The organism is Pseudomonas cedrina subsp. cedrina, from assembly GCF_001983175.1.
Lineage (GTDB): Bacteria > Pseudomonadota > Gammaproteobacteria > Pseudomonadales > Pseudomonadaceae > Aquipseudomonas > Aquipseudomonas cedrina.
In genome coordinates, this window is record NZ_MNPW01000001.1 from 355,381 (window position 1) to 372,702 (window position 17,322).

The 17,322-nt window shown below is 59.5% G+C and carries 17 protein-coding genes; 6 read left to right on the plus strand and 11 right to left on the minus strand.

Going from position 1 to position 17,322, the window contains the following annotated elements; translation table 11 throughout:
* Positions 1-55 precede the first annotated feature (55 nt).
* The 3 genes from BLL36_RS01725 to BLL36_RS01735 form a co-directional block, all read right to left on the minus strand.
* Positions 56-277: an FmdB family zinc ribbon protein gene (locus tag BLL36_RS01725; protein ID WP_016975453.1), complete on the minus strand. Its 222-nt coding sequence runs from the start codon at positions 275-277 to the stop codon at positions 56-58.
* Positions 278-442: 165 nt separating this feature from the next.
* Positions 443-787: a ribbon-helix-helix domain-containing protein gene (locus BLL36_RS01730; RefSeq protein WP_076949751.1), complete on the minus strand. Its 345-nt coding sequence runs from the start codon at positions 785-787 to the stop codon at positions 443-445.
* A gap of 180 nt (positions 788-967) precedes the next feature.
* Positions 968-1,441, minus strand: coding sequence for a Dps family protein (locus BLL36_RS01735; protein ID WP_076949752.1), 474 nt, complete (start codon positions 1,439-1,441; stop codon positions 968-970).
* Positions 1,442-1,834: 393 nt separating this feature from the next.
* On the opposite strand from BLL36_RS01735, the gene BLL36_RS31450 reads away from it, so the two are divergent.
* Complete coding sequence (locus tag BLL36_RS31450; protein WP_076949753.1) at positions 1,835-2,437, plus strand: cold-shock protein; 603 nt, start codon at positions 1,835-1,837, stop codon at positions 2,435-2,437.
* A gap of 77 nt (positions 2,438-2,514) precedes the next feature.
* Here the strand turns inward: BLL36_RS31450 and BLL36_RS01745 are convergent, their stop codons facing one another.
* The 3 genes from BLL36_RS01745 to BLL36_RS30940 all read right to left on the minus strand — a co-directional run bounded on the left by BLL36_RS01745 (position 2,515) and on the right by BLL36_RS30940 (position 3,734).
* The gene (locus BLL36_RS01745) at positions 2,515-2,721 is read right to left on the minus strand and encodes a SlyX family protein (protein ID WP_076949754.1); all 207 of its coding nucleotides are present in this window, start codon (positions 2,719-2,721) and stop codon (positions 2,515-2,517) included.
* Between the two features lie 3 nt (positions 2,722-2,724).
* Positions 2,725-3,150 carry an HIT domain-containing protein gene (locus tag BLL36_RS01750; protein ID WP_076949990.1) on the minus strand — a complete coding sequence of 142 codons (426 nt, stop codon included), beginning with the start codon at positions 3,148-3,150 and terminating at the stop codon, positions 2,725-2,727.
* Between the two features lie 437 nt (positions 3,151-3,587).
* Positions 3,588-3,734, minus strand: coding sequence for a hypothetical protein (locus BLL36_RS30940; protein ID WP_162279239.1), 147 nt, complete (start codon positions 3,732-3,734; stop codon positions 3,588-3,590).
* Positions 3,735-4,020: 286 nt separating this feature from the next.
* Here BLL36_RS30940 and BLL36_RS01755 point away from each other — a divergent pair, with 286 nt between their 5' ends.
* Positions 4,021-5,346 (plus strand): OprD family porin, encoded by a 1,326-nt coding sequence (locus BLL36_RS01755; RefSeq protein WP_076949755.1) that lies wholly within the window; start codon positions 4,021-4,023, stop codon positions 5,344-5,346.
* Between the two features lie 185 nt (positions 5,347-5,531).
* On the opposite strand, the gene BLL36_RS01760 is transcribed toward BLL36_RS01755, so the two are convergent.
* Entirely contained in the window at positions 5,532-6,374 is an 843-nt protein-coding gene (locus BLL36_RS01760; RefSeq protein ID WP_076949756.1) for a mechanosensitive ion channel family protein, read from the minus strand.
* Between the two features lie 135 nt (positions 6,375-6,509).
* Positions 6,510-6,995, minus strand: coding sequence for a YajQ family cyclic di-GMP-binding protein (locus tag BLL36_RS01765; protein WP_076949757.1), 486 nt, complete (start codon positions 6,993-6,995; stop codon positions 6,510-6,512).
* A 123-nt stretch (positions 6,996-7,118) separates the two neighbouring features.
* Between BLL36_RS01765 and BLL36_RS01770 the strand changes: the two genes are divergently transcribed.
* From BLL36_RS01770 to BLL36_RS01780, 3 genes are read left to right on the plus strand one after another with little or no spacing between them, the layout of a single operon-like run.
* The gene (locus BLL36_RS01770) at positions 7,119-8,036 is read left to right on the plus strand and encodes a putative 2-dehydropantoate 2-reductase (protein ID WP_076949758.1); all 918 of its coding nucleotides are present in this window, start codon (positions 7,119-7,121) and stop codon (positions 8,034-8,036) included.
* A gap of 45 nt (positions 8,037-8,081) precedes the next feature.
* A complete protein-coding gene (locus tag BLL36_RS01775; RefSeq protein ID WP_076949759.1) occupies positions 8,082-10,118 on the plus strand; it encodes a sensor histidine kinase in 2,037 nt (678 codons plus the stop codon).
* 2 nt (positions 10,119-10,120) lie between these two features.
* Complete coding sequence (locus BLL36_RS01780) at positions 10,121-10,699, plus strand: cob(I)yrinic acid a,c-diamide adenosyltransferase (RefSeq protein ID WP_076949760.1); 579 nt, start codon at positions 10,121-10,123, stop codon at positions 10,697-10,699.
* Positions 10,700-11,397: 698 nt separating this feature from the next.
* Here the strand turns inward: BLL36_RS01780 and BLL36_RS01785 are convergent.
* The 3 genes from BLL36_RS01785 to secA all read right to left on the minus strand — a co-directional run bounded on the left by BLL36_RS01785 (position 11,398) and on the right by secA (position 16,558).
* On the minus strand, positions 11,398-12,342 hold the full coding sequence (locus BLL36_RS01785; protein WP_076949761.1) for a Nudix family hydrolase: 945 nt from the start codon (positions 12,340-12,342) through the stop codon (positions 11,398-11,400).
* A gap of 140 nt (positions 12,343-12,482) precedes the next feature.
* Positions 12,483-13,700 (minus strand): bifunctional glutamate N-acetyltransferase/amino-acid acetyltransferase ArgJ, encoded by a 1,218-nt coding sequence (argJ, locus tag BLL36_RS01790; protein WP_076949762.1) that lies wholly within the window; start codon positions 13,698-13,700, stop codon positions 12,483-12,485.
* A 122-nt stretch (positions 13,701-13,822) separates the two neighbouring features.
* Positions 13,823-16,558 carry a preprotein translocase subunit SecA gene (gene secA, locus BLL36_RS01795; protein ID WP_076949763.1) on the minus strand — a complete coding sequence of 912 codons (2,736 nt, stop codon included), beginning with the start codon at positions 16,556-16,558 and terminating at the stop codon, positions 13,823-13,825.
* Between the two features lie 305 nt (positions 16,559-16,863).
* Here secA and BLL36_RS01800 point away from each other — a divergent pair, with 305 nt between their 5' ends.
* On the plus strand, positions 16,864-17,319 hold the full coding sequence (locus tag BLL36_RS01800; RefSeq protein ID WP_076949764.1) for a DUF721 domain-containing protein: 456 nt from the start codon (positions 16,864-16,866) through the stop codon (positions 17,317-17,319).
* The last annotated feature ends 3 nt before the right edge of the window (positions 17,320-17,322 follow it).

The window sequence follows — 17,322 nt, forward strand, 5'->3', positions numbered from 1 at the left end:
ACCGTACATTAAAGCAGGGGACGGATAATGCAGGAGCCTGCGCGTAGAGTTCAACTCAGTCTGCTTTGTCGCCGCCCGCCAGGTTCTTCTTCGAGCCGGTCTTGAAGTCGGTCTCGTACCAGCCGCTGCCACTCAGGCGAAAGCCCGGCATGGACAGCATCTTCTTGAGCTGCGGTGCCTGGCAGGCTGGGCAATCGACCAGCGGCGCTGCGCTGATCTTCTGGATGGCTTCCAATTGATGACCACAGGAAGCGCATTGATAGTCGTACATGGGCATGGCGATGTCTCGGCGATCAGATCGTAACTGCGTGCGCCACGCCTGCCCTTGGTCCGCGGCATGCGTAGCAAAGCGCGGGATTATATCTGGTAAATCGAGGCAGTGCAGCCGGCTTTCTGCCCGGGGCCCACGCCACGTGCGCGGGCCTGGGTATGCCACCGGCGACTATCCCGGTGAACATGACGGTTCAAAGCGCCCTTTCAAGACGTGAACCACACAGACCACCCTGACCAACCCACTGAAGTTCTTCACTCCGCCATAGCGCAGGTGCACTTCCCGATCGACATAAGACAGCAACGCACTGACTGAACAGGCATTGATTTTGGCTATTTCCGTGAGGATATTCCAATAGATCTGTTCCAGGCGCAGGCAAGTGGAAAACCCGTTGAGCCTCACCGACCGCGACAATGGCTTGGCCAACCCCATGTCGAACCCTTTTGCAAAGGGATCGTCCTTTACTTTGTGAAAACCACCGGTTTCCACCGCTCCGTTACCTACTGCGCGTGACATACACCTGACACTCCATTGCCAAACAGCCGCCCGTGGATTGTCCCACCGGGCAATGTCCCTATGGAACAGCAGTGCGAGAGCGGCAGCCAGAAGACGCGGAGTTGAAAGGCGTAGGACAACGCCAGGAAATGCGCGGAAACAAGCGAGCGGCGCCAGGACGGCGCCACTCTTGGCCTGCGTTTATTGGTTTTCGAGGAGCGAACGCAGCATCCACGCGGTTTTCTCGTGGACCTGCATACGCTGGGTCAGCAGATCGGCCGTCGGCTCATCGCTGACCTTGTCGAGCAGCGGGAAGATGCCGCGTGCGGTGCGGGTGACCGCTTCCTGGCCTTCGACCAGTTGCTTGATCATGTCCTCAGCGCTCGGCACGCCTGGCTCTTCCTTGATCGAGGAAAGGCGAGCATAGATCGAATAGGCACCGGGCGCGGGGAAACCCAGGGCACGGATACGCTCGGCAATGGAGTCCACCGCCAGGGCCAGTTCGTTGTATTGCTCCTCGAACATCAGGTGCAGCGTACGGAACATGGGGCCCGTAACGTTCCAATGGAAGTTGTGGGTCTTCAGGTACAGTACGTAGGTATCGGAGAGCAGTCGCGAAAGCCCGTCGACGATGGATTTACGATCTTCTTCACTGATACCGATATCGATTGCCATGGTTATCCCCTTCAATTGACATGTATGCATTGATCAAGCGCAGGCCCACTCTAGCAAGAGTGCCGCCGATGCGCAGCCCGGCGCGGCAAATCGTCCCGGCGCGGCCGCTTCTGCCCAAGCGGGCAATAACCCCGCACGCCGCTTGAAAAGCCCGCACCTGTCTAGGACACGCGTTTTACGCAGAAATGCCGTGGCTCTCGCAATACCCCGAAATGCTTGATTTGAGTAGGCACAGCCTTTGCTGTTAAATAGGCGGCGTGTCGTCGCCGTTACTTTCCGTGGCAGCGGCATAGGCTGATACCCCGCGCACGTGCCCAACGCCTCCCATTGTTCAGAAGCGAACCGTGCCAGTCAGCTCTTCCTTGTGATCCATCTTAACGTGAGTTAATCAAAATGTTGAAAATCGTCCACCTGCTAACGGGCGTTGCAGCGTTGCTGCTGTCCTTTATACCGAGCCTGCAACAGGGAAGTCCTCCCTACCTGGAACAACACGACGCTCTGTACCTGGCCTTGTTCGGCCTTCTTAACCTGACGCTGGCACCGGTGATCCCTTACTGGAACAAAGGCACACGTCACCAACTGCAAAACCTGGTCAGCGCACTGCTGGTGCTGACTGTTGTTGTTCAAACCCTCACCCTCCTGGCACCCATGCCTGAAGTCGGCGGCCACCCGGCCATCCTGCTCAGCCTGGTGATTGCTGTGGTCGCCATCGTTCTTCACCTGGCCATCAGCTTCTACCGTTCGTCACCTGCGACTTCGTCGCAAAGCTACGACATGACCAACCGGGATACCGGTACCGTCAAGTGGTTCAACACGTCCAAGGGCTTCGGCTTTATTTCCCGCGATTCGGGCGACGATATCTTCGTCCACTTCCGGGCCATCCGTGGCGAAGGCCATCGCGTCCTGGTGGAAGGCCAGCGCGTGGAGTTCTCCGTCATGAATCGCGACAAAGGCCTGCAAGCCGAAGACGTGATCGCTGCACTGCCGCGTCGCTGATACCCGCGCTCGCAGCCTAAAAAAAACCGCGATCCAGCGTTGCTGGGTCGCGGTTTTTTATGCGCGGCTATAAACCGTCAATAGTGGGGCGGCGGTGCTTCTTCTTCAGCCGTTTCGAATTGACCGCCCATTTCTTCCTGGCGCTTGAGCAGCGCAGTCATCTGCAATTGCAGGCGCTCTACCGCACGCTGTTGAGTGACGAGGATGTCATTGAGGGTCTCGATAGTGTCGTCCTGGAAGGCCAGGCGGCTTTCCAGGTCGGTGACGCGGTCTTGCAGGTCCATGATTCAACCCTGGGTAAAAATGAAATCGGCAGGCAACAGTTCACGCAGACGGGCGCGAATAGCGGCCACTTGTTCATCCGTATAAGACTGCGCCGGATGCTTGCCCCATACCGGCGCCGGCCAAGCGGCATCGTCGCGCTTGCGCACGATCACATGCACGTGCAACTGGCTGACCACATTGCCCAAGGCGCCAATGTTCATCTTGTCGGCGCACAGGCCTTCATTGAGCAACTGGGCCAAGGCAGTGGTTTCTTGCCACAAGCGCTGCTGGTCGGTGACATCCAGCTGAAACACTTCGCTGATACCGTTGATTCGCGGCACCAGGATGAACCACGGGTAATTCGAGTCGTTGGACAGCAGCAGACGGCAGAGGGGGAAGTCCCCGATCGCCAGCGTGTCTTGTTGAAGGCGTTGATCTAAAGCGAACACCGCGGGCACTCCGTTCGGCAGGTCAGGTTCAAGCTGCAGCATACCTGCGATTGGCAGATGCTTCACGCAGGGCGACCGCTACCCAGGCGAGGCGCGGCGAAAAAACGCACCATTTCGAGACAAACGAATATTTCGGCTACGCTCAATCACCAGACTTGGGGCAAACAGCCGAAGGTTGGTCAAACCATCGCGACGAAACCCGCGACACAGAGGCCTCACGAAATGAGGCATTGGGCCATCAATGAGGCTCTGGAGCGGCAAGGGTACTGCACCAAAATGACCCACATGTGCCTCTTGGAGATCCGTTAATACCCACTGGCCGGGGTGGACCGGTAACGTTTTGCCCGGTTCAAGGATTCAGGTACCACCAGACAGAGAAGGAAAGCGTGCATGGGACCCAAACCAATCGGCGTAAAAACCCCGTGCTTATGCGGTTTTCACGAATCCACGACGAATTTCACGAAAAAATGACATTCAGTTTGCGCTTTGGGCACGCTTGCTGCATTCATCTCTGCAGCGTCGGCAACGGCACCGGAAGGAAGCAGGTGTTTCGCGATGAAAAACAGCAGCGGTTCAATGCGCACCAAGGAAGATTTCAAACGTTGGAAGTAACGTTTTTTTGCGTTCTTTTAACGCTATCGAAAACAGTATTGAAGTTGTCAGCCTCGGTACAGTGAGGCTGTGAATTTGCGACATGGATATAGCAATCTACGACAAGCTCGTAAAGAAGCTGAAAGGAAAGTTGAGCACGTATCGCCAATATTGTCAGCGTGATATAACTTTGCGCCGACACAATAAAGAAAGAGCCGCCCAGACAAAAATACAGGTGGGACGGCAGTACTCTTCCTAAAACCAAAGGAGCAAATCACGATGCGCGTGATGAAGTGGAGCATGATCGCCCTGGCTGTCTCGGCAGCAGGCACCTCGCAGTTCGCAATGGCGTCCTCTCAGGACGACTCCAAGGGTTTCCTCGAAGACCAAAGCCTCACGGCCAAGACTCGCATGGAATACATGAACCGTGATTACAAGAACGGCGCGAGCAACCCTTCTTCGGGCACAAGCGGCTATCGCCAAGATACCGGTGTCAGTGAGTTGCTCCAGTATAAGTCCGGCTTCACGCAAGGCACCGTTGGCGTCGGCCTTGACGCATTCGTCATGGGCTCGGCCAAGCTGGACGGCGGTTCGGGCCGTCGCGGTAATGGTCTTTTCGCCAATGACAGTGATGGCAACCCTGAAAAGACCCAGTCCAAGGGCGGCGCAGCCATCAAGTTCCGTCTTTCGGATACCGTGCTGAAATACGGTCAACAAACCGTCGCCAGCCCTGTGTTCTCGACTGACGATAGTCGCCTGCTGCCTGAAATCGCAACAGGCACTTCGATTACATCCACTGAAATCAAAGGGTTGGAGCTGAGTGCAGGCCGCTTCACCGCGCTGAGCAAGCAAACCGGCATGGGTCGCGACAGCATCGGCGGCGTTTCGGACGGTTTCGATAACGGCAAAGGTCTTACCGCAGCCAACATTTTCGGCGCGACGTACGCGTTCACCGAGGGCTTCACCGGTACTTTCGCAGCTTCCGACGTTGATCAATATTTCAAGAAACAATACGTCAACCTGAACTACACCCTACCGATGAGCGATACCCAGTCGTTGAATTTCGACTTTAACGGGTACCGTACACGAGGCGACAAGCGCGGCGACCTGGTCGACATGATCGGCGACGGCACCACCGGGGTCGACAACAACGTGTGGAGCTTGCAAGCCGCTTATAGCGTCGGCGCTCACAAGTTTACCATCGCCCACCAACGCTCCACCGGTGACAATGGCTATTACTACGGCGTCGATGGTAACGGCACGATTTTCCTTGCCAACTCCATCCAGATTTCCGACTTTGTAGGCAGGGAAGAACGCTCCTGGCAAGCTCGCTACGACATCAACATGACGTCTTACGGCGTTCCTGGGTTGAGCTTCATGACCCGCTACGTCAAAGGCGACAACATCAAGACCAACGGTCTGGGCGAAGGCAAGGAAAACGAATGGAACGCCGAGTCCAAATACGTGATGCAAAGCGGCCCAGCCAAGGACTTGTCGTTCCGTCTGCGCTTCGCCATGTATCGCTCTAACGGCGCCTACAGTGGCTACTCGGCAGACAACAATGATACCCGTTTGATCGTCGAATACCCGCTGAGCATCCTGTAATAACCGCGTCTTCCAACTCGGTTAATACCAATATAAAACCGCGTACCTGAACAGGTACGCGGTTTTTTTATTACAACGGAATGATAGTTTTATCGTCTCGACTAAATAGCTAGCGAACTATCTTTCTCATTTATCATTTCAAAGCTGACCGACCGGCCAAGCGTAACCCACAAAGTTATTGTTAATCATTTAGAAGAATTCTCCTGCATGACTCGAATAACCCGCTGCGGAAATGGAATATCAATTCCCGCTGCTTTTAAACGATCGCGCGCCAGTTCATTGAACATGAACACCACATCCCAATAATCCGGAGTGTTGGTCCAGCAACGCAGGGAAACGGTGATAGAGCTATCACCCAAGGTAGACACCACAGCCGCTGGCGCCGGATCGGCCAGCACGCGCGGATCTTTCGCCAGCTCCAGCAGCACCTCACGTGCTTTCTGCAAATCAGCCTCGTAATCCACCCCTACATCAAACACCACCTTACGCGTCGGCTGGCGGTTGGTATTGGTGATGATGCCGTTGGACAGGATGCCGTTAGGCACGATCACGGTCTTGTTGTCGCCGGTACGCAGCACGGTATGGAAAATCTGGATGCTGTCGACGGTGCCCGAGGTGCCCTGGGCTTCGATCCAGTCACCAATGCGGAACGGACGGAACAGCAGGATCAGCACGCCGCCGGCGAAGTTGGCCAGGCTGCCTTGCAAGGCCAGGCCGATGGCCAGGGTCGCGGCACCAATCGCGGCGACGAACGAGGTGGTCGCCACGCCGATCATCGAGGCCACACTGACGATCAGCATCACTTTGAGCGCGATGTTCGCCAGGCTGGTGATGAAATGCTGCAGCGCCAGGTCCGCGTTACGCAGGGCCAGCAAGCGTCCCACGCGATGGGTGAACACGTTGATCAGCCACCAGCCAATGGCCAGGGTGACCACAGCGAGCAATACCCGGCTGCCGTATTCCATGATCATCGGGATCCACGACTGTGAGGTCTTGATCAAGTGATCCATTTCAGCGTTCAAATCCATGTAGCTTCTCCTGTGTAGCGGATGTACGGCTTATTGACTGCCTGAAAACGCAAATGAGCCCCGTAGGGCTCAAGTGCAGGCGCGGATCCTGGGGCGTCGGACGTCAAAAACGCCCTCAGGTTCCGCAACGTGCCATCAGTCGCGGAAGTTATTGAACTGCAGCGGCATGTCGAACGTCTTGGCGCGCAGGGCCGCGATGGCTTCTTGCAGGTCGTCACGCTTCTTGCCAGTGATACGCACCTGCTCACCCTGGATGGCGGCCTGGACTTTGAGCTTGGCATCCTTGATGTGAGCGACGATTTTCTTCGCCAGCTCCTTGTCGATGCCTTCCTTGAGCACGGCTTCCTGCTTCATCAGCTTGCCGGAAGCGTAGGCGTCCTTGATTTCAAGGCACTGCGCGTCAATCTTGCGTTTGACCAGCGACAGCTTGAGGATCTCGATCATCGCTTCCAGCTGGAAATCGGCTTCAGCGGTCAGGTTGACGGTAAGTTCCTTTTCCTTGAATTCGAAGCTGCCCTTGCCTTTCAAGTCATAGCGGCGGTCCAGTTCCTTGACGGCGTTCTCGACGGCGTTGGTGACTTCGTGTTTGTCCAGTTCGGATACCACGTCGAACGAAGGCATGTCATTTCTCCAATATAAGGGGCGGGCTCAGTAGAGATGGAGCGCGCCCGAGCTAAAATGCCGGGGCATTATAGCGGTTCTTTCGCCCCGTTCACTGTGAGCGACCCTACGGAGCACAAACTGATGTCGACCACCTGGCATATTCTCGGCGCCGGCAGCCTGGGCACCCTCTGGGCCACTCGCCTGGCGCGCGCCGGCGTGCCCGTGCGGTTGATCCTGCGCGATAAAACACGCTTGGCCAGCTATCAGGCAGGCAACGGGCTGACGCTGGTGGAACAGGGCGTCGAGCACACCTACAAGGTATTCGGTGAAACGCCCGACAGTCCGGAACCGATTCATCGCCTGCTGGTGGCATGCAAAGCCTACGACGCCCAAAGCGCCGTCGCACAACTGCAGCACCGGCTGGCAGCCAATGCCGAACTCATTTTGTTGCAGAACGGCCTTGGCAGCCAGGACGCTGTCGCCGCGCAGTTGCCCCAGGCTCGCTGCATCTTTGCCTCCAGTACCGAAGGCGCCTTTCGCGACGGCGATTGGCGCGTGGTATTCGCCGGTCACGGTTACACCTGGCTCGGAGATGCAAGCCACCCTACCCCGCCGCTTTGGCTGGATGACCTGCACGCCGCTGGCATCCCCCACGATTGGAGCACCGAGATCCTCACGCGGTTATGGCGCAAACTGGCGCTCAATTGCGCCATCAACCCGCTGACCGTGCTGTATCAGTGCCGTAATGGCGAACTGCAGGCCCATCACTGCGAAGTCGCCACCCTCTGCGCTGAACTCGGTGAACTGCTGGAATGCTGCGGCCAGCCAGCGGCCGCGCTGGATCTGCAACACGAAGTGCAACGGGTGATCCAGGCCACGGCCGCCAACTACTCCTCCATGTACCAGGACGTCGCCGCCGGGCGCCGTACCGAAATCAGCTACCTGTTGGGCTATGCTTGCCAGGCGGCCACCCGCCACCGATTGAACCTGCCGCACCTGCAACAACTGCAAGCGCGCCTGGTCGAACAGTTGCTTGTGCGCCGATTGCCCCGCGACTGAACCACGCGCTACCCTGCCCGCTGTCTTTTACCTGGGAAAACCCTGATGCCGCTGCGCCAGCGTCTTGAAAACCTACCGGTCGGGCAAAAACTGCTGGCTGCCTTGCTGGTGCTGTTGACCACCGTGTTGCTGGTGGCCAACCTGACCTTTATCAGCGCCGCCTATTGGATCTCCCAGGAAAGCATGGCCCCCCAGGCCTTGCAGGCCATCGGTCGCCTGGTGTCCAACCCCGGCCTGGCCGCCGAGGCCCTCGAATCGCCCGCCAAAGCCAACGCCCTGCTCAATGAGCTGACCAGTTATTCACCCCTGCGCGCCGCCGCCCTGTACGACGGCCAAGGCAATCGCCTGGCGCAGATGCAATCCGGCGACCGTCTGCACCTGCCGGACAACTATCGGCATATCGAAGCCTGGCGCGTCACCGAGTTTCGCAACAACCAGATCATTGCCCTGCCCCGCGCAGGCCAGCCGCCCGGGCATTTGCTGCTGGTGGCCAGCAGTGAATTGCCGATGGCGTTTTATACCGGCACGCTGACCGCCAGCCTGGGCATCCTGATTTTCAGCGTGTTGTTGTGGCTGGTCATTGCCCGCCAGATCAAACGCCTGATTACCCGACCGATCCACGAACTGGAAGAACTGTCGCGCCAGGTCACCCGCGAAGAGAACTACGCCCTGCGCGCCGGCCGTGGCAACCACGATGAAATCGGCAGCCTGGCCGAGGCCTTCAACACCATGCTGTCACGCATCGAAGCCCGCGAGCAGCAACTCAAGCGTGCGCGGGACGATTCCCAGGCCGCCTATGACCAGGCACAGGGTTTGGCTGAAGAGACGCGCCACACCAACCGCAAGCTGGAACTGGAAGTGCAGGTGCGCAGCAAGATCGAGAAAAAACTCACCGGTTTCCAGAATTACCTGAACAGCATCATCGACTCGATGCCCTCGGCGCTCATCGCCCTGGATGAACAGCTTTACGTCACCCAGTGGAACCAGGAAGCCAGCGCCCTCTCCGGGACGCGCCTGGACGAAGCCTTGAACCAGCCGATCTATCTGGCATTCCAGCCGCTCAAACCGTACCTGCCGCAAATCCGGGCAGCGGTCGAGCAACACACCGTGGAGCGAATCGAGCGGGTCACCTGGTTCAAGGACGACGAACCCAAACATTATGCCCTGACGTTCTACCCCCTGATGGGCGGTGCCGGGCGCGGCGTGGTGATCCGGATCGACGACATCACCCAGCGTTTATCGCTGGAAGAAATGATGGTGCAGTCGGAGAAAATGCTCTCCGTGGGTGGCCTGGCCGCCGGCATGGCCCATGAGATCAACAACCCGTTGGGGGCGATCCTGCACAACGTGCAGAATATCCGCCGCCGCCTGTCGCCTGACTTGCCCAGGAACCTGGAGTACGCCGAACAGGCGGGCATCGAACTGGCCACGGTCAACCGCTACCTCGAAGGCCGGGAAGTCCCGCAACTGCTCGACGGCATCCAGCAGGCCGGGGCGCGGGCGGCGAAGATCGTCACCCATATGCTCAGCTTCAGTCGCCGCAGCAACCGGCAAATGGCGCCTTGCGATTTACCGGCACTGATCGACCAGGCGGTGGAGATCGCCGGTAACGACTTCGACCTGGCCATTGGCTTCGACTTCAAGGGCCAGGCGATCATCCGCCAGTTCGACCCACAACTGGGCCCGGTACCCGGCACCGCCAACGAGCTGGAACAGGTGCTGCTCAACCTGCTGAAAAACGCCGCCCAGGCCATTCACCTACGTGAAGACGGCAGCGAGCCGGGGCGCATTATCCTGCGCACCCGCCTCAACCCGCCGTGGGCAGAGATTCAAGTGGAAGACAACGGCATCGGCATGAGCGAGAACGTGCGCAAGCGGACCTTCGAGCCGTTCTTCACCACCAAGGAAATCGGCCAGGGCACCGGGCTTGGGCTGTCGGTGTCGTATTTCATCATCACCAATAACCACAAGGGCCAGATGGAAGTGCACTCCACCCTCGGCCAGGGCACGTGCTTCACCCTGCGCCTGCCCTTGGCCGGCAGCCAACTGCCGCCTTACGAATCGAACCAACTGGAGCAATGACCATGGGCTTTCGCCTGTCGAAGATCTACACCCGCACCGGCGACACAGGCGAAACCGGCCTGGGCGACGGCCGCCGCGTGCCCAAGGACCATCCACGCGTGGAGGCGATTGGCGAAGTGGACACGCTGAACAGTCAGCTCGGATTGCTGCTGGCGTATCTCGAGGCACTGGGCGGACAGCATCCGGGGTTGCAGGACGTGGTCGAGGTACTGACACCTTGCCAGCATCGGTTGTTTGACCTGGGCGGCGAGCTGGCGATGCCGGAGTACAAGGCGTTGAACGCGGCCGAAGTGGACCGGCTGGAAGCGGCCATCGACCGCTGGAACGAGGAGGTCGGGCCCCTGGAGAATTTCATCCTGCCGGGAGGTTCGGCGTTGATCGCCCAAGCCCATGTGTGTCGCAGCCTGGCGCGCAGTGCGGAGCGGCGCTGTCAGCAGCTGAATGCGCTGGAACCGCTGGAAGGCGTAGGGTTGGCGTATATCAATCGGTTGTCGGATTTGCTGTTTGTGGCGGCCAGGGTGATTGCCAGGCGCCAGGGGGTTGCCGAGGTGTTGTGGCAGGCGGCGGCGAAGCCACACTGATAATTATTGGGTGACTGGCCTGGCCTCTTCGCAGGCAAGCCAGCTCCCACATTTTGAATGTGTTCACAGATCAAAATTGTGGGAGCTGGCTTGCCTGCGATGAGCATGGGTATCTACACAACTTTCAGTTGACCAATCTCCCTGTGGGAGCTGTCGAGCTTTAGCGAGGCTGCGAAAGCGGTGGGTCAGGCGACCAAAATGCCAGCAGTGCCGCCGCCTTCGCAGCCTCGCTGGGGCTCGACAGCTCCCACATTTTGAACCGAGTTCGACATGAATATCGGTCGGCTCTAAGGCCGCCGCGCTTTGTTTTTGATCTTGATCTGAGGCGCCCCGTTAACCACGCTGGCCGTAATTCGATATTGATTTGGGGGGTAAACCGGCAGGACGCCGGTTTAGCCGCCCCGCGCCATGGATGGCGCGTGGCGGCGGCCCCCCAAATCAATGTCGGATTACGGGCATGCCGAGCCTAGGCGAGGCACCGAGTGGTGGGGCGAAGCGTTTTTGGTTACTTTTTGCGCTCTTCAAAAAGTGACCCGCCGTAAGGGCGGAACCCTAAGCCGCCGTTACCGCAGCAACGGATATGTACTCGGTCAAACCCCAAAAAACGGTCGGCTCGAAGGCCGCCAAGCAAGCTCCTCGCCACACACCGTTGAAAGTTGTGCAGATACCCATGCTGCGATGAGGCCCTCAGAACACCATCAACCCTGCGGCCAAAACGCCCGAATCCCTGCCACACCCTGAGCCCCGGCTTCCCAAGCTTTCTCCCGCTCAGCCGGCCCAACCCCGCCCAGCAGAAACACCGGCTTGCTGAATCCGCTGATCAACTGCGCCGCCTGCTCCCAGCCCAACGGCTGTGCGTCGGGGTGAGTCTGAGTCGGTTGCACCGGCGACAGCGTGACAAAATCCACATCCATCAACTCAGCCAGCGCCAACTCCTCGGCGTTGTGGCACGACGCCGCCAGCCAGCGCTCCTTCGGCAACGGCCGCCCCTGGCTGGCATGTTTACGCAATTGCGCCGCGGTCATGTGCCAGCCGGCTGCGGGAAAATCGCCCAACCATTCGAACGGCCCCTTGAGCATCAATTGAGCCTTGCCCGCGCACAGGCCTACCGCATCCACCGCGAGGTCACGGTATTTGGGGTCATAACCATTAGGCGCGCGCAGTTGGACCAACTTGATGCCGCCAGCAATGGCCTTTTGGATGCCGCGCAACAGTGCAGGGGTTTCCAGTTCGCCAGGGGTAATCAGGTAGTCGGCAGGCAAGCGCGCAGCGGCGACGATCGGCGCATTGGCCGCCGGAAACGCGTAGCTGAGCAGGTCCCGTGGGGCAACCCATGCCAGCGGTTGCCCTTCGACGCCCTGGGGCTCGCCGGTAAAGGCCGAGACCTCCCAGACATCCAGTAACACCTGCTTGTCGGGGTAGTCATGCTGCACCTTGATCAGCGGCCGCGCCGTGGTGACCTGGATACCCAACTCCTCCTGCAATTCGCGGGACAGCGCGTTGGCGACCGACTCACCGGCCTCCACCTTGCCGCCGGGAAATTCCCAGAGGCCGCCCTGGTGCTGGGTATCGGCGCGGCGCGCCAACAGGATCCTGCCGTCGACACCGCGGATCACCGCTGCTGCTACATGCACTCGTTTCACGCCGCCTTTCCTCTCGTGTTGCCTCTGTAGGAGCGAGCTTGCTCGCGAAGAACGTCAACGATAACGCGCACATTCAGGACAAACGCGGTGGCATTGAGTTTTTCGCGAGCAAGCTCGCTCCTACAAGGGGACGTTCATTTTCAGGTACGGTATTCCGCGTTGATCTTCACGTACTCGTGGGACAGGTCGGTGGTCCAGATGGTTTCGCTGCACTCGCCGCGACCCAGTTCGATGCGGATAGTGATTTCTTCCTGCTGCATCACCGCCGAGCCCTGGGCTTCGGTGTAGGACTCGGCGCGGGCGCCACGGCTGGCGATGCACACGTCGCCAAGGAACACGTCGATCTTGCTCACGTCCAGGTCCGGCACGCCGGCACGGCCAACGGCGGCCAGGATACGGCCCCAGTTCGGGTCGGAGGCGAACAGCGCGGTCTTGATCAGCGGCGAGTGGGCCACGGTGTAGCCGACATCCAGGCAATCCTGATGGTTCGCGCCGCCGTTGACTTCTACCGTGACAAACTTGGTCGCCCCTTCGCCGTCGCGCACGATGGCCTGGGCCACGTCCATGCACACTTCAAACACCGCCTGCTTCAGTGCAGCAAACAGCGGCCCGCTCGCTTCGGTAATTTCCGGCAGGTTGGCCTGGCCGGTGGCGATCAACATGCAGCAGTCGTTGGTGGAGGTGTCACCATCAATGGTGATGCGGTTGAACGACTTGTTGGCGCCGTCCAGGATCAGGCTGTGCAACACATCGCGGGAGACTTTGGCGTCGGTGGCGATGTAGCCGAGCATGGTCGCCATGTTCGGACGGATCATGCCCGCGCCCTTGCTGATGCCGGTCACGGTGACCGTCACACCGTCGTGCACGAACTGACGGCTCGCGCCTTTGGGCAGGGTGTCGGTGGTCATGATGCCGGTGGCGGCTGCCGCCCAGTTATCCACAGACAGGTCATCCAGCGCGGCTTGCAGCGCGCCTTCGATTTTTTCCACGGGCAGCGGTTCACCGATCACACCGGTGGAATACGGCAGCACTTGGCTGGCGTCGACCCCGGTCAACTGGGCCAGCTTGGCGCAGGTGCGTGCGGCGGCCACCAGGCCTGGCTCGCCGGTGCCGGCGTTGGCATTGCCGGTGTTGGTCAGCAGGTAACGGATAGCGCCGGCCACGCGTTGCTTGGCCAGGATCACCGGCGCGGCGCAGAACGCATTGAGGGTGAACACGCCCGCGACAGTCGAGCCTTCGGCACAGCGCATCACCACTACGTCCTTGCGCCCCGGGCGCTTGATGCCGGCCGAGGCGATACCGAGTTCAAAACCGGCAACCGGGTGCAACGTGGGCAAAGGACCAAGACCAACAGCCATGAATGCGCTCCTTAAAAATGGGTGATGTCTGTGCCGTCGTGATCGACGGGAAATTAATGGCAAAACGCCGCGACGGCAGAGGCCGGTCGCGGCGCAGGGTGTTGCAGCGTCAGGTGCAGATCCTATTCGATCTGGCCGTGGCAGTGTTTGAACTTCTTGCCCGAACCGCACCAGCACAGCTCGTTGCGGCCCAGTTTCTGATCGTTGCGCACCGGGGTTTGAGCCAGGGCCACATCGACCTCTTCACCCAACACCTCAGGCGCATCCAGGCCCGGCGCTTCGTCATGCTGGAACTGCATGCGCGCAGCCAGTGCCTCGGCTTCCTGACGCAGGCGAGCTTCCTCCTCGATCGGGTCTTCGCGACGCACCTGAACGTGGGACAGCACGCGGATCGAATCGCGCTTGATCGAATCCAGCAACTCGGAGAACAGCGTGAACGACTCGCGCTTGTACTCCTGCTTCGGGTTCTTCTGGGCGTAGCCACGCAGGTGGATGCCGTGACGCAGGTGGTCCATGGTCGACAGGTGGTCTTTCCACAGGTCGTCCAGCACGCGCAGTACGATTTGCTTCTCGAAGGTGCGCAGGGCTTCGGCACTCGCCTGCTCTTCTTTCTCGTTGTACGCGGCCAGCAGCTCGGTCATCAGCTTCTCGCGCAGCGTTTCTTCGTACAGGTGGTCGTCTTCGTCGAGCCACTGCTGAACCGGCAGGTCGACACCGAAGTCGTTCTTCAACGCCGCTTCCAGACCGGCAACATCCCACTGTTCCGGCAAGGACTGTGGCGGGATATGCGCGCTGACGGTGGCGTTGAGCACGTCCTGGCGGAAGTCGGCAATGGTCTCGCCAATGTTGTCGGCGGCCAGCAACGTGTTACGCATGTGATAGATCACTTTACGCTGTTCGTTGTTGACGTCATCGAACTCGAGCAGCTGCTTGCGAATGTCGAAGTTGCGGCCTTCGACCTTGCGCTGTGCCTTCTCGATGGCGTTGGTCACCATGCGGTGCTCGATCGCTTCGCCGGACTGCATGCCCAGGGCCTTCATGAAGTTCTTCACGCGGTCCGAGGCGAAGATGCGCATCAGGCTGTCTTCCAGGGACAGGTAGAAACGGCTCGAACCGGCGTCACCCTGACGGCCGGCACGACCACGCAACTGGTTGTCGATACGGCGCGATTCGTGACGCTCGGAGGCGATCACCTGCAAACCGCCGGATTCCAGCACGGCCTGGTGGCGCTTCTGCCAGTCGGCCTTGATCTGGGCGATCTGCTCGGGCGTCGGGTTGTCCAGCGAAGCCACTTCCACTTCCCAGTTGCCGCCCAACAGGATGTCGGTACCACGACCGGCCATGTTGGTGGCGATGGTCAGCGCGCCTGGGCGACCGGCCTGGGCAATGATCTCGGCTTCTTTTTCGTGGAACTTGGCGTTGAGCACCTTGTGCTCGATGCCTTCCTTGTTGAGCAGGTTGGACACGTGCTCGGACGTCTCGATGGTGGCGGTACCCACCAGGATCGGACGGCCCTTGGACATGCCGTCCTTGATGTCGTTGATGATCGCCGCATACTTCTCTTCGGCGGTCAGGAACACCAGGTCGTTGTAGTCTTTACGCGCCAGCGGTTTGTTCGGCGGGATGACCACCACCGACAGACCGTAGATCTGGTGGAATTCGAACGCTTCGGTGTCGGCCGTACCGGTCATGCCGGACAGCTTGTTGTACAGACGGAAGTAGTTCTGGAAGGTGGTGGACGCCAACGTCTGGCTTTCGGCCTGGATGTTGAGCATCTCCTTGGCTTCGATGGCCTGGTGCAGGCCTTCGGACAAGCGACGCCCCGGCATGGTACGGCCGGTGTGTTCGTCAACCAGCACGACCTGGCCGTCCTGCACGATGTATTCGACGTTGCGGTGGAACAATTTGTGCGCGCGCAGGCCGGCATACACGTGGGTCAGCAGGCCCAGGTTGTGCGCCGAGTAAAGGCTTTCGCCCTCGGCCAGCAGGCCGATCTGGGTCAGCATATCCTCGACGAACTGGTGACCGGCTTCGTTGAGCTCGACCTGTCGGGTCTTCTCGTCGATGGTGAAGTGACCCTCTTTGGTCACCACGCCTTCCACTTCTTCGATGTGCTGCTCCAGACGCGGGATCAACTTGTTGATCTCGGTGTACAGGCGCGAACTGTCTTCGGCCTGGCCGGAAATGATCAGCGGGGTACGGGCTTCGTCGATGAGGATGGAGTCGACTTCGTCGATCACGGCAAAGTTGAGTTCGCGCTGGAATTTTTCTTCCATGCTGAACGCCATGTTGTCGCGCAGGTAGTCGAAACCGAATTCGTTGTTGGTGCCGTAGGTGATGTCGGCGGCGTAGGCGGCGCGTTTTTCCTCAGGCGGCTGGAACGGCGTGACCACACCCACGGTAAGACCGAGGAATTCATACAACGGGCGCATCCAGTTGGCGTCCCGGCGAGCCAGGTAGTCGTTCACCGTCACAACGTGCACGCCCTTGCCGGACAGTGCGTTGAGGTAAACGCCCAGGGTGGCCACCAGGGTCTTGCCTTCACCGGTACGCATTTCGGCGATCATGCCTTCATGCAAGGTCATGCCGCCGATCAACTGGACATCGAAGTGGCGCATGCCCATGACGCGCTTGCCAGCTTCACGGGCGACCGCGAAGGCTTCGGGAAGCAGCTTGTCGAGGGTTTCACCTTTGGCTATGCGGGCCTTGAACTCTTCGGTCTTGGCGCGCAATTGCTCGTCCGAAAGGGCAACCATCTGCTCTTCGAAGGCATTGACCAGCTGCACCGTCTTGAGCATGCGTTTGACTTCGCGCTCATTCTTGCTTCCAAAAAGTTTCTTTAACAAAGGCGCAAACATATCGGCAGGTTCTTCCACACATAGGGATGGAGGGCGCACCGTGAGTGGCCCGAGCAGCCCTCACGGCCGCATGCGAACGCGCATTCTACCCGGAATCGTGGGTGAGGAAAGTGGCGTTGTTCCCCGATGCTGGCATGGCGCTGTGAGAGGGCTTGTTTAAAATAAGGGCTTTTGCCGGAACTTCAACCCACGCAGGCGAGAAGTTAGCGATTGATTTCACGACGAAAACCCCACGAAAGCAGCGACTGGGGGCATCCAGGCGCTTTCTGCTAAGATGGCCGCTCTGTTACTGAAGGTGTCCAATCATGGCATTTCGCCCCCTGACAGCCCGCGCGCCCAGCGTGTTGCTTCGCGATGCCAAGCCGCTCAAAGCCATCTTTGGCCATGCGCAACGCTTGGGCCATCTGCAACGCCTGCTCGAAAGCCAACTGCAGCCTGCCGCGCGAGAACACTGCCGCGTGGCGTCCTGGCGTGAAGGCAACCTGCTGCTGATTGTCACGGACGGCCATTGGGCAACGCGTTTGCGCTATCAGCAAAAACGCCTGCAACGTCAATTGATGGCCTTTGATGAATTCGCCGGTTTGACGCGCATCCAGTTCAAGGTGCAACCGCCCACCACCCTGCCTGGGGTGGTGGAGCATACCCATGATCTGTCGGTGAATGCGGCCGAAACCATTCAGGCAACGGCCGAGGGCATCAGCAACCCAGGCTTGCGCGCGGCGCTTGAACGGCTGGCGGCCCACGCCAGGCCCAAGTCCTGATCG

Coding starts and splice junctions, on each gene's coding strand:
- BLL36_RS01725 (WP_016975453.1), bottom strand. CDS start 277: ATGCCCATGTACGACTATCAATGCGCTTCCTGTGGTCATCAATTGGAA.
- BLL36_RS01730 (WP_076949751.1), bottom strand. CDS start 787: ATGTCACGCGCAGTAGGTAACGGAGCGGTGGAAACCGGTGGTTTTCAC.
- BLL36_RS01735 (WP_076949752.1), bottom strand. CDS start 1,441: ATGGCAATCGATATCGGTATCAGTGAAGAAGATCGTAAATCCATCGTC.
- BLL36_RS31450 (WP_076949753.1), top strand. CDS start 1,835: ATGTTGAAAATCGTCCACCTGCTAACGGGCGTTGCAGCGTTGCTGCTG.
- BLL36_RS01745 (WP_076949754.1), bottom strand. CDS start 2,721: ATGGACCTGCAAGACCGCGTCACCGACCTGGAAAGCCGCCTGGCCTTC.
- BLL36_RS01755 (WP_076949755.1), top strand. CDS start 4,021: ATGCGCGTGATGAAGTGGAGCATGATCGCCCTGGCTGTCTCGGCAGCA.
- BLL36_RS01760 (WP_076949756.1), bottom strand. CDS start 6,374: ATGGATTTGAACGCTGAAATGGATCACTTGATCAAGACCTCACAGTCG.
- BLL36_RS01765 (WP_076949757.1), bottom strand. CDS start 6,995: ATGCCTTCGTTCGACGTGGTATCCGAACTGGACAAACACGAAGTCACC.
- BLL36_RS01770 (WP_076949758.1), top strand. CDS start 7,119: ATGTCGACCACCTGGCATATTCTCGGCGCCGGCAGCCTGGGCACCCTC.
- BLL36_RS01775 (WP_076949759.1), top strand. CDS start 8,082: ATGCCGCTGCGCCAGCGTCTTGAAAACCTACCGGTCGGGCAAAAACTG.
- BLL36_RS01780 (WP_076949760.1), top strand. CDS start 10,121: ATGGGCTTTCGCCTGTCGAAGATCTACACCCGCACCGGCGACACAGGC.
- argJ (WP_076949762.1), bottom strand. CDS start 13,700: ATGGCTGTTGGTCTTGGTCCTTTGCCCACGTTGCACCCGGTTGCCGGT.
- secA (WP_076949763.1), bottom strand. CDS start 16,558: ATGTTTGCGCCTTTGTTAAAGAAACTTTTTGGAAGCAAGAATGAGCGC.
- BLL36_RS01800 (WP_076949764.1), top strand. CDS start 16,864: ATGGCATTTCGCCCCCTGACAGCCCGCGCGCCCAGCGTGTTGCTTCGC.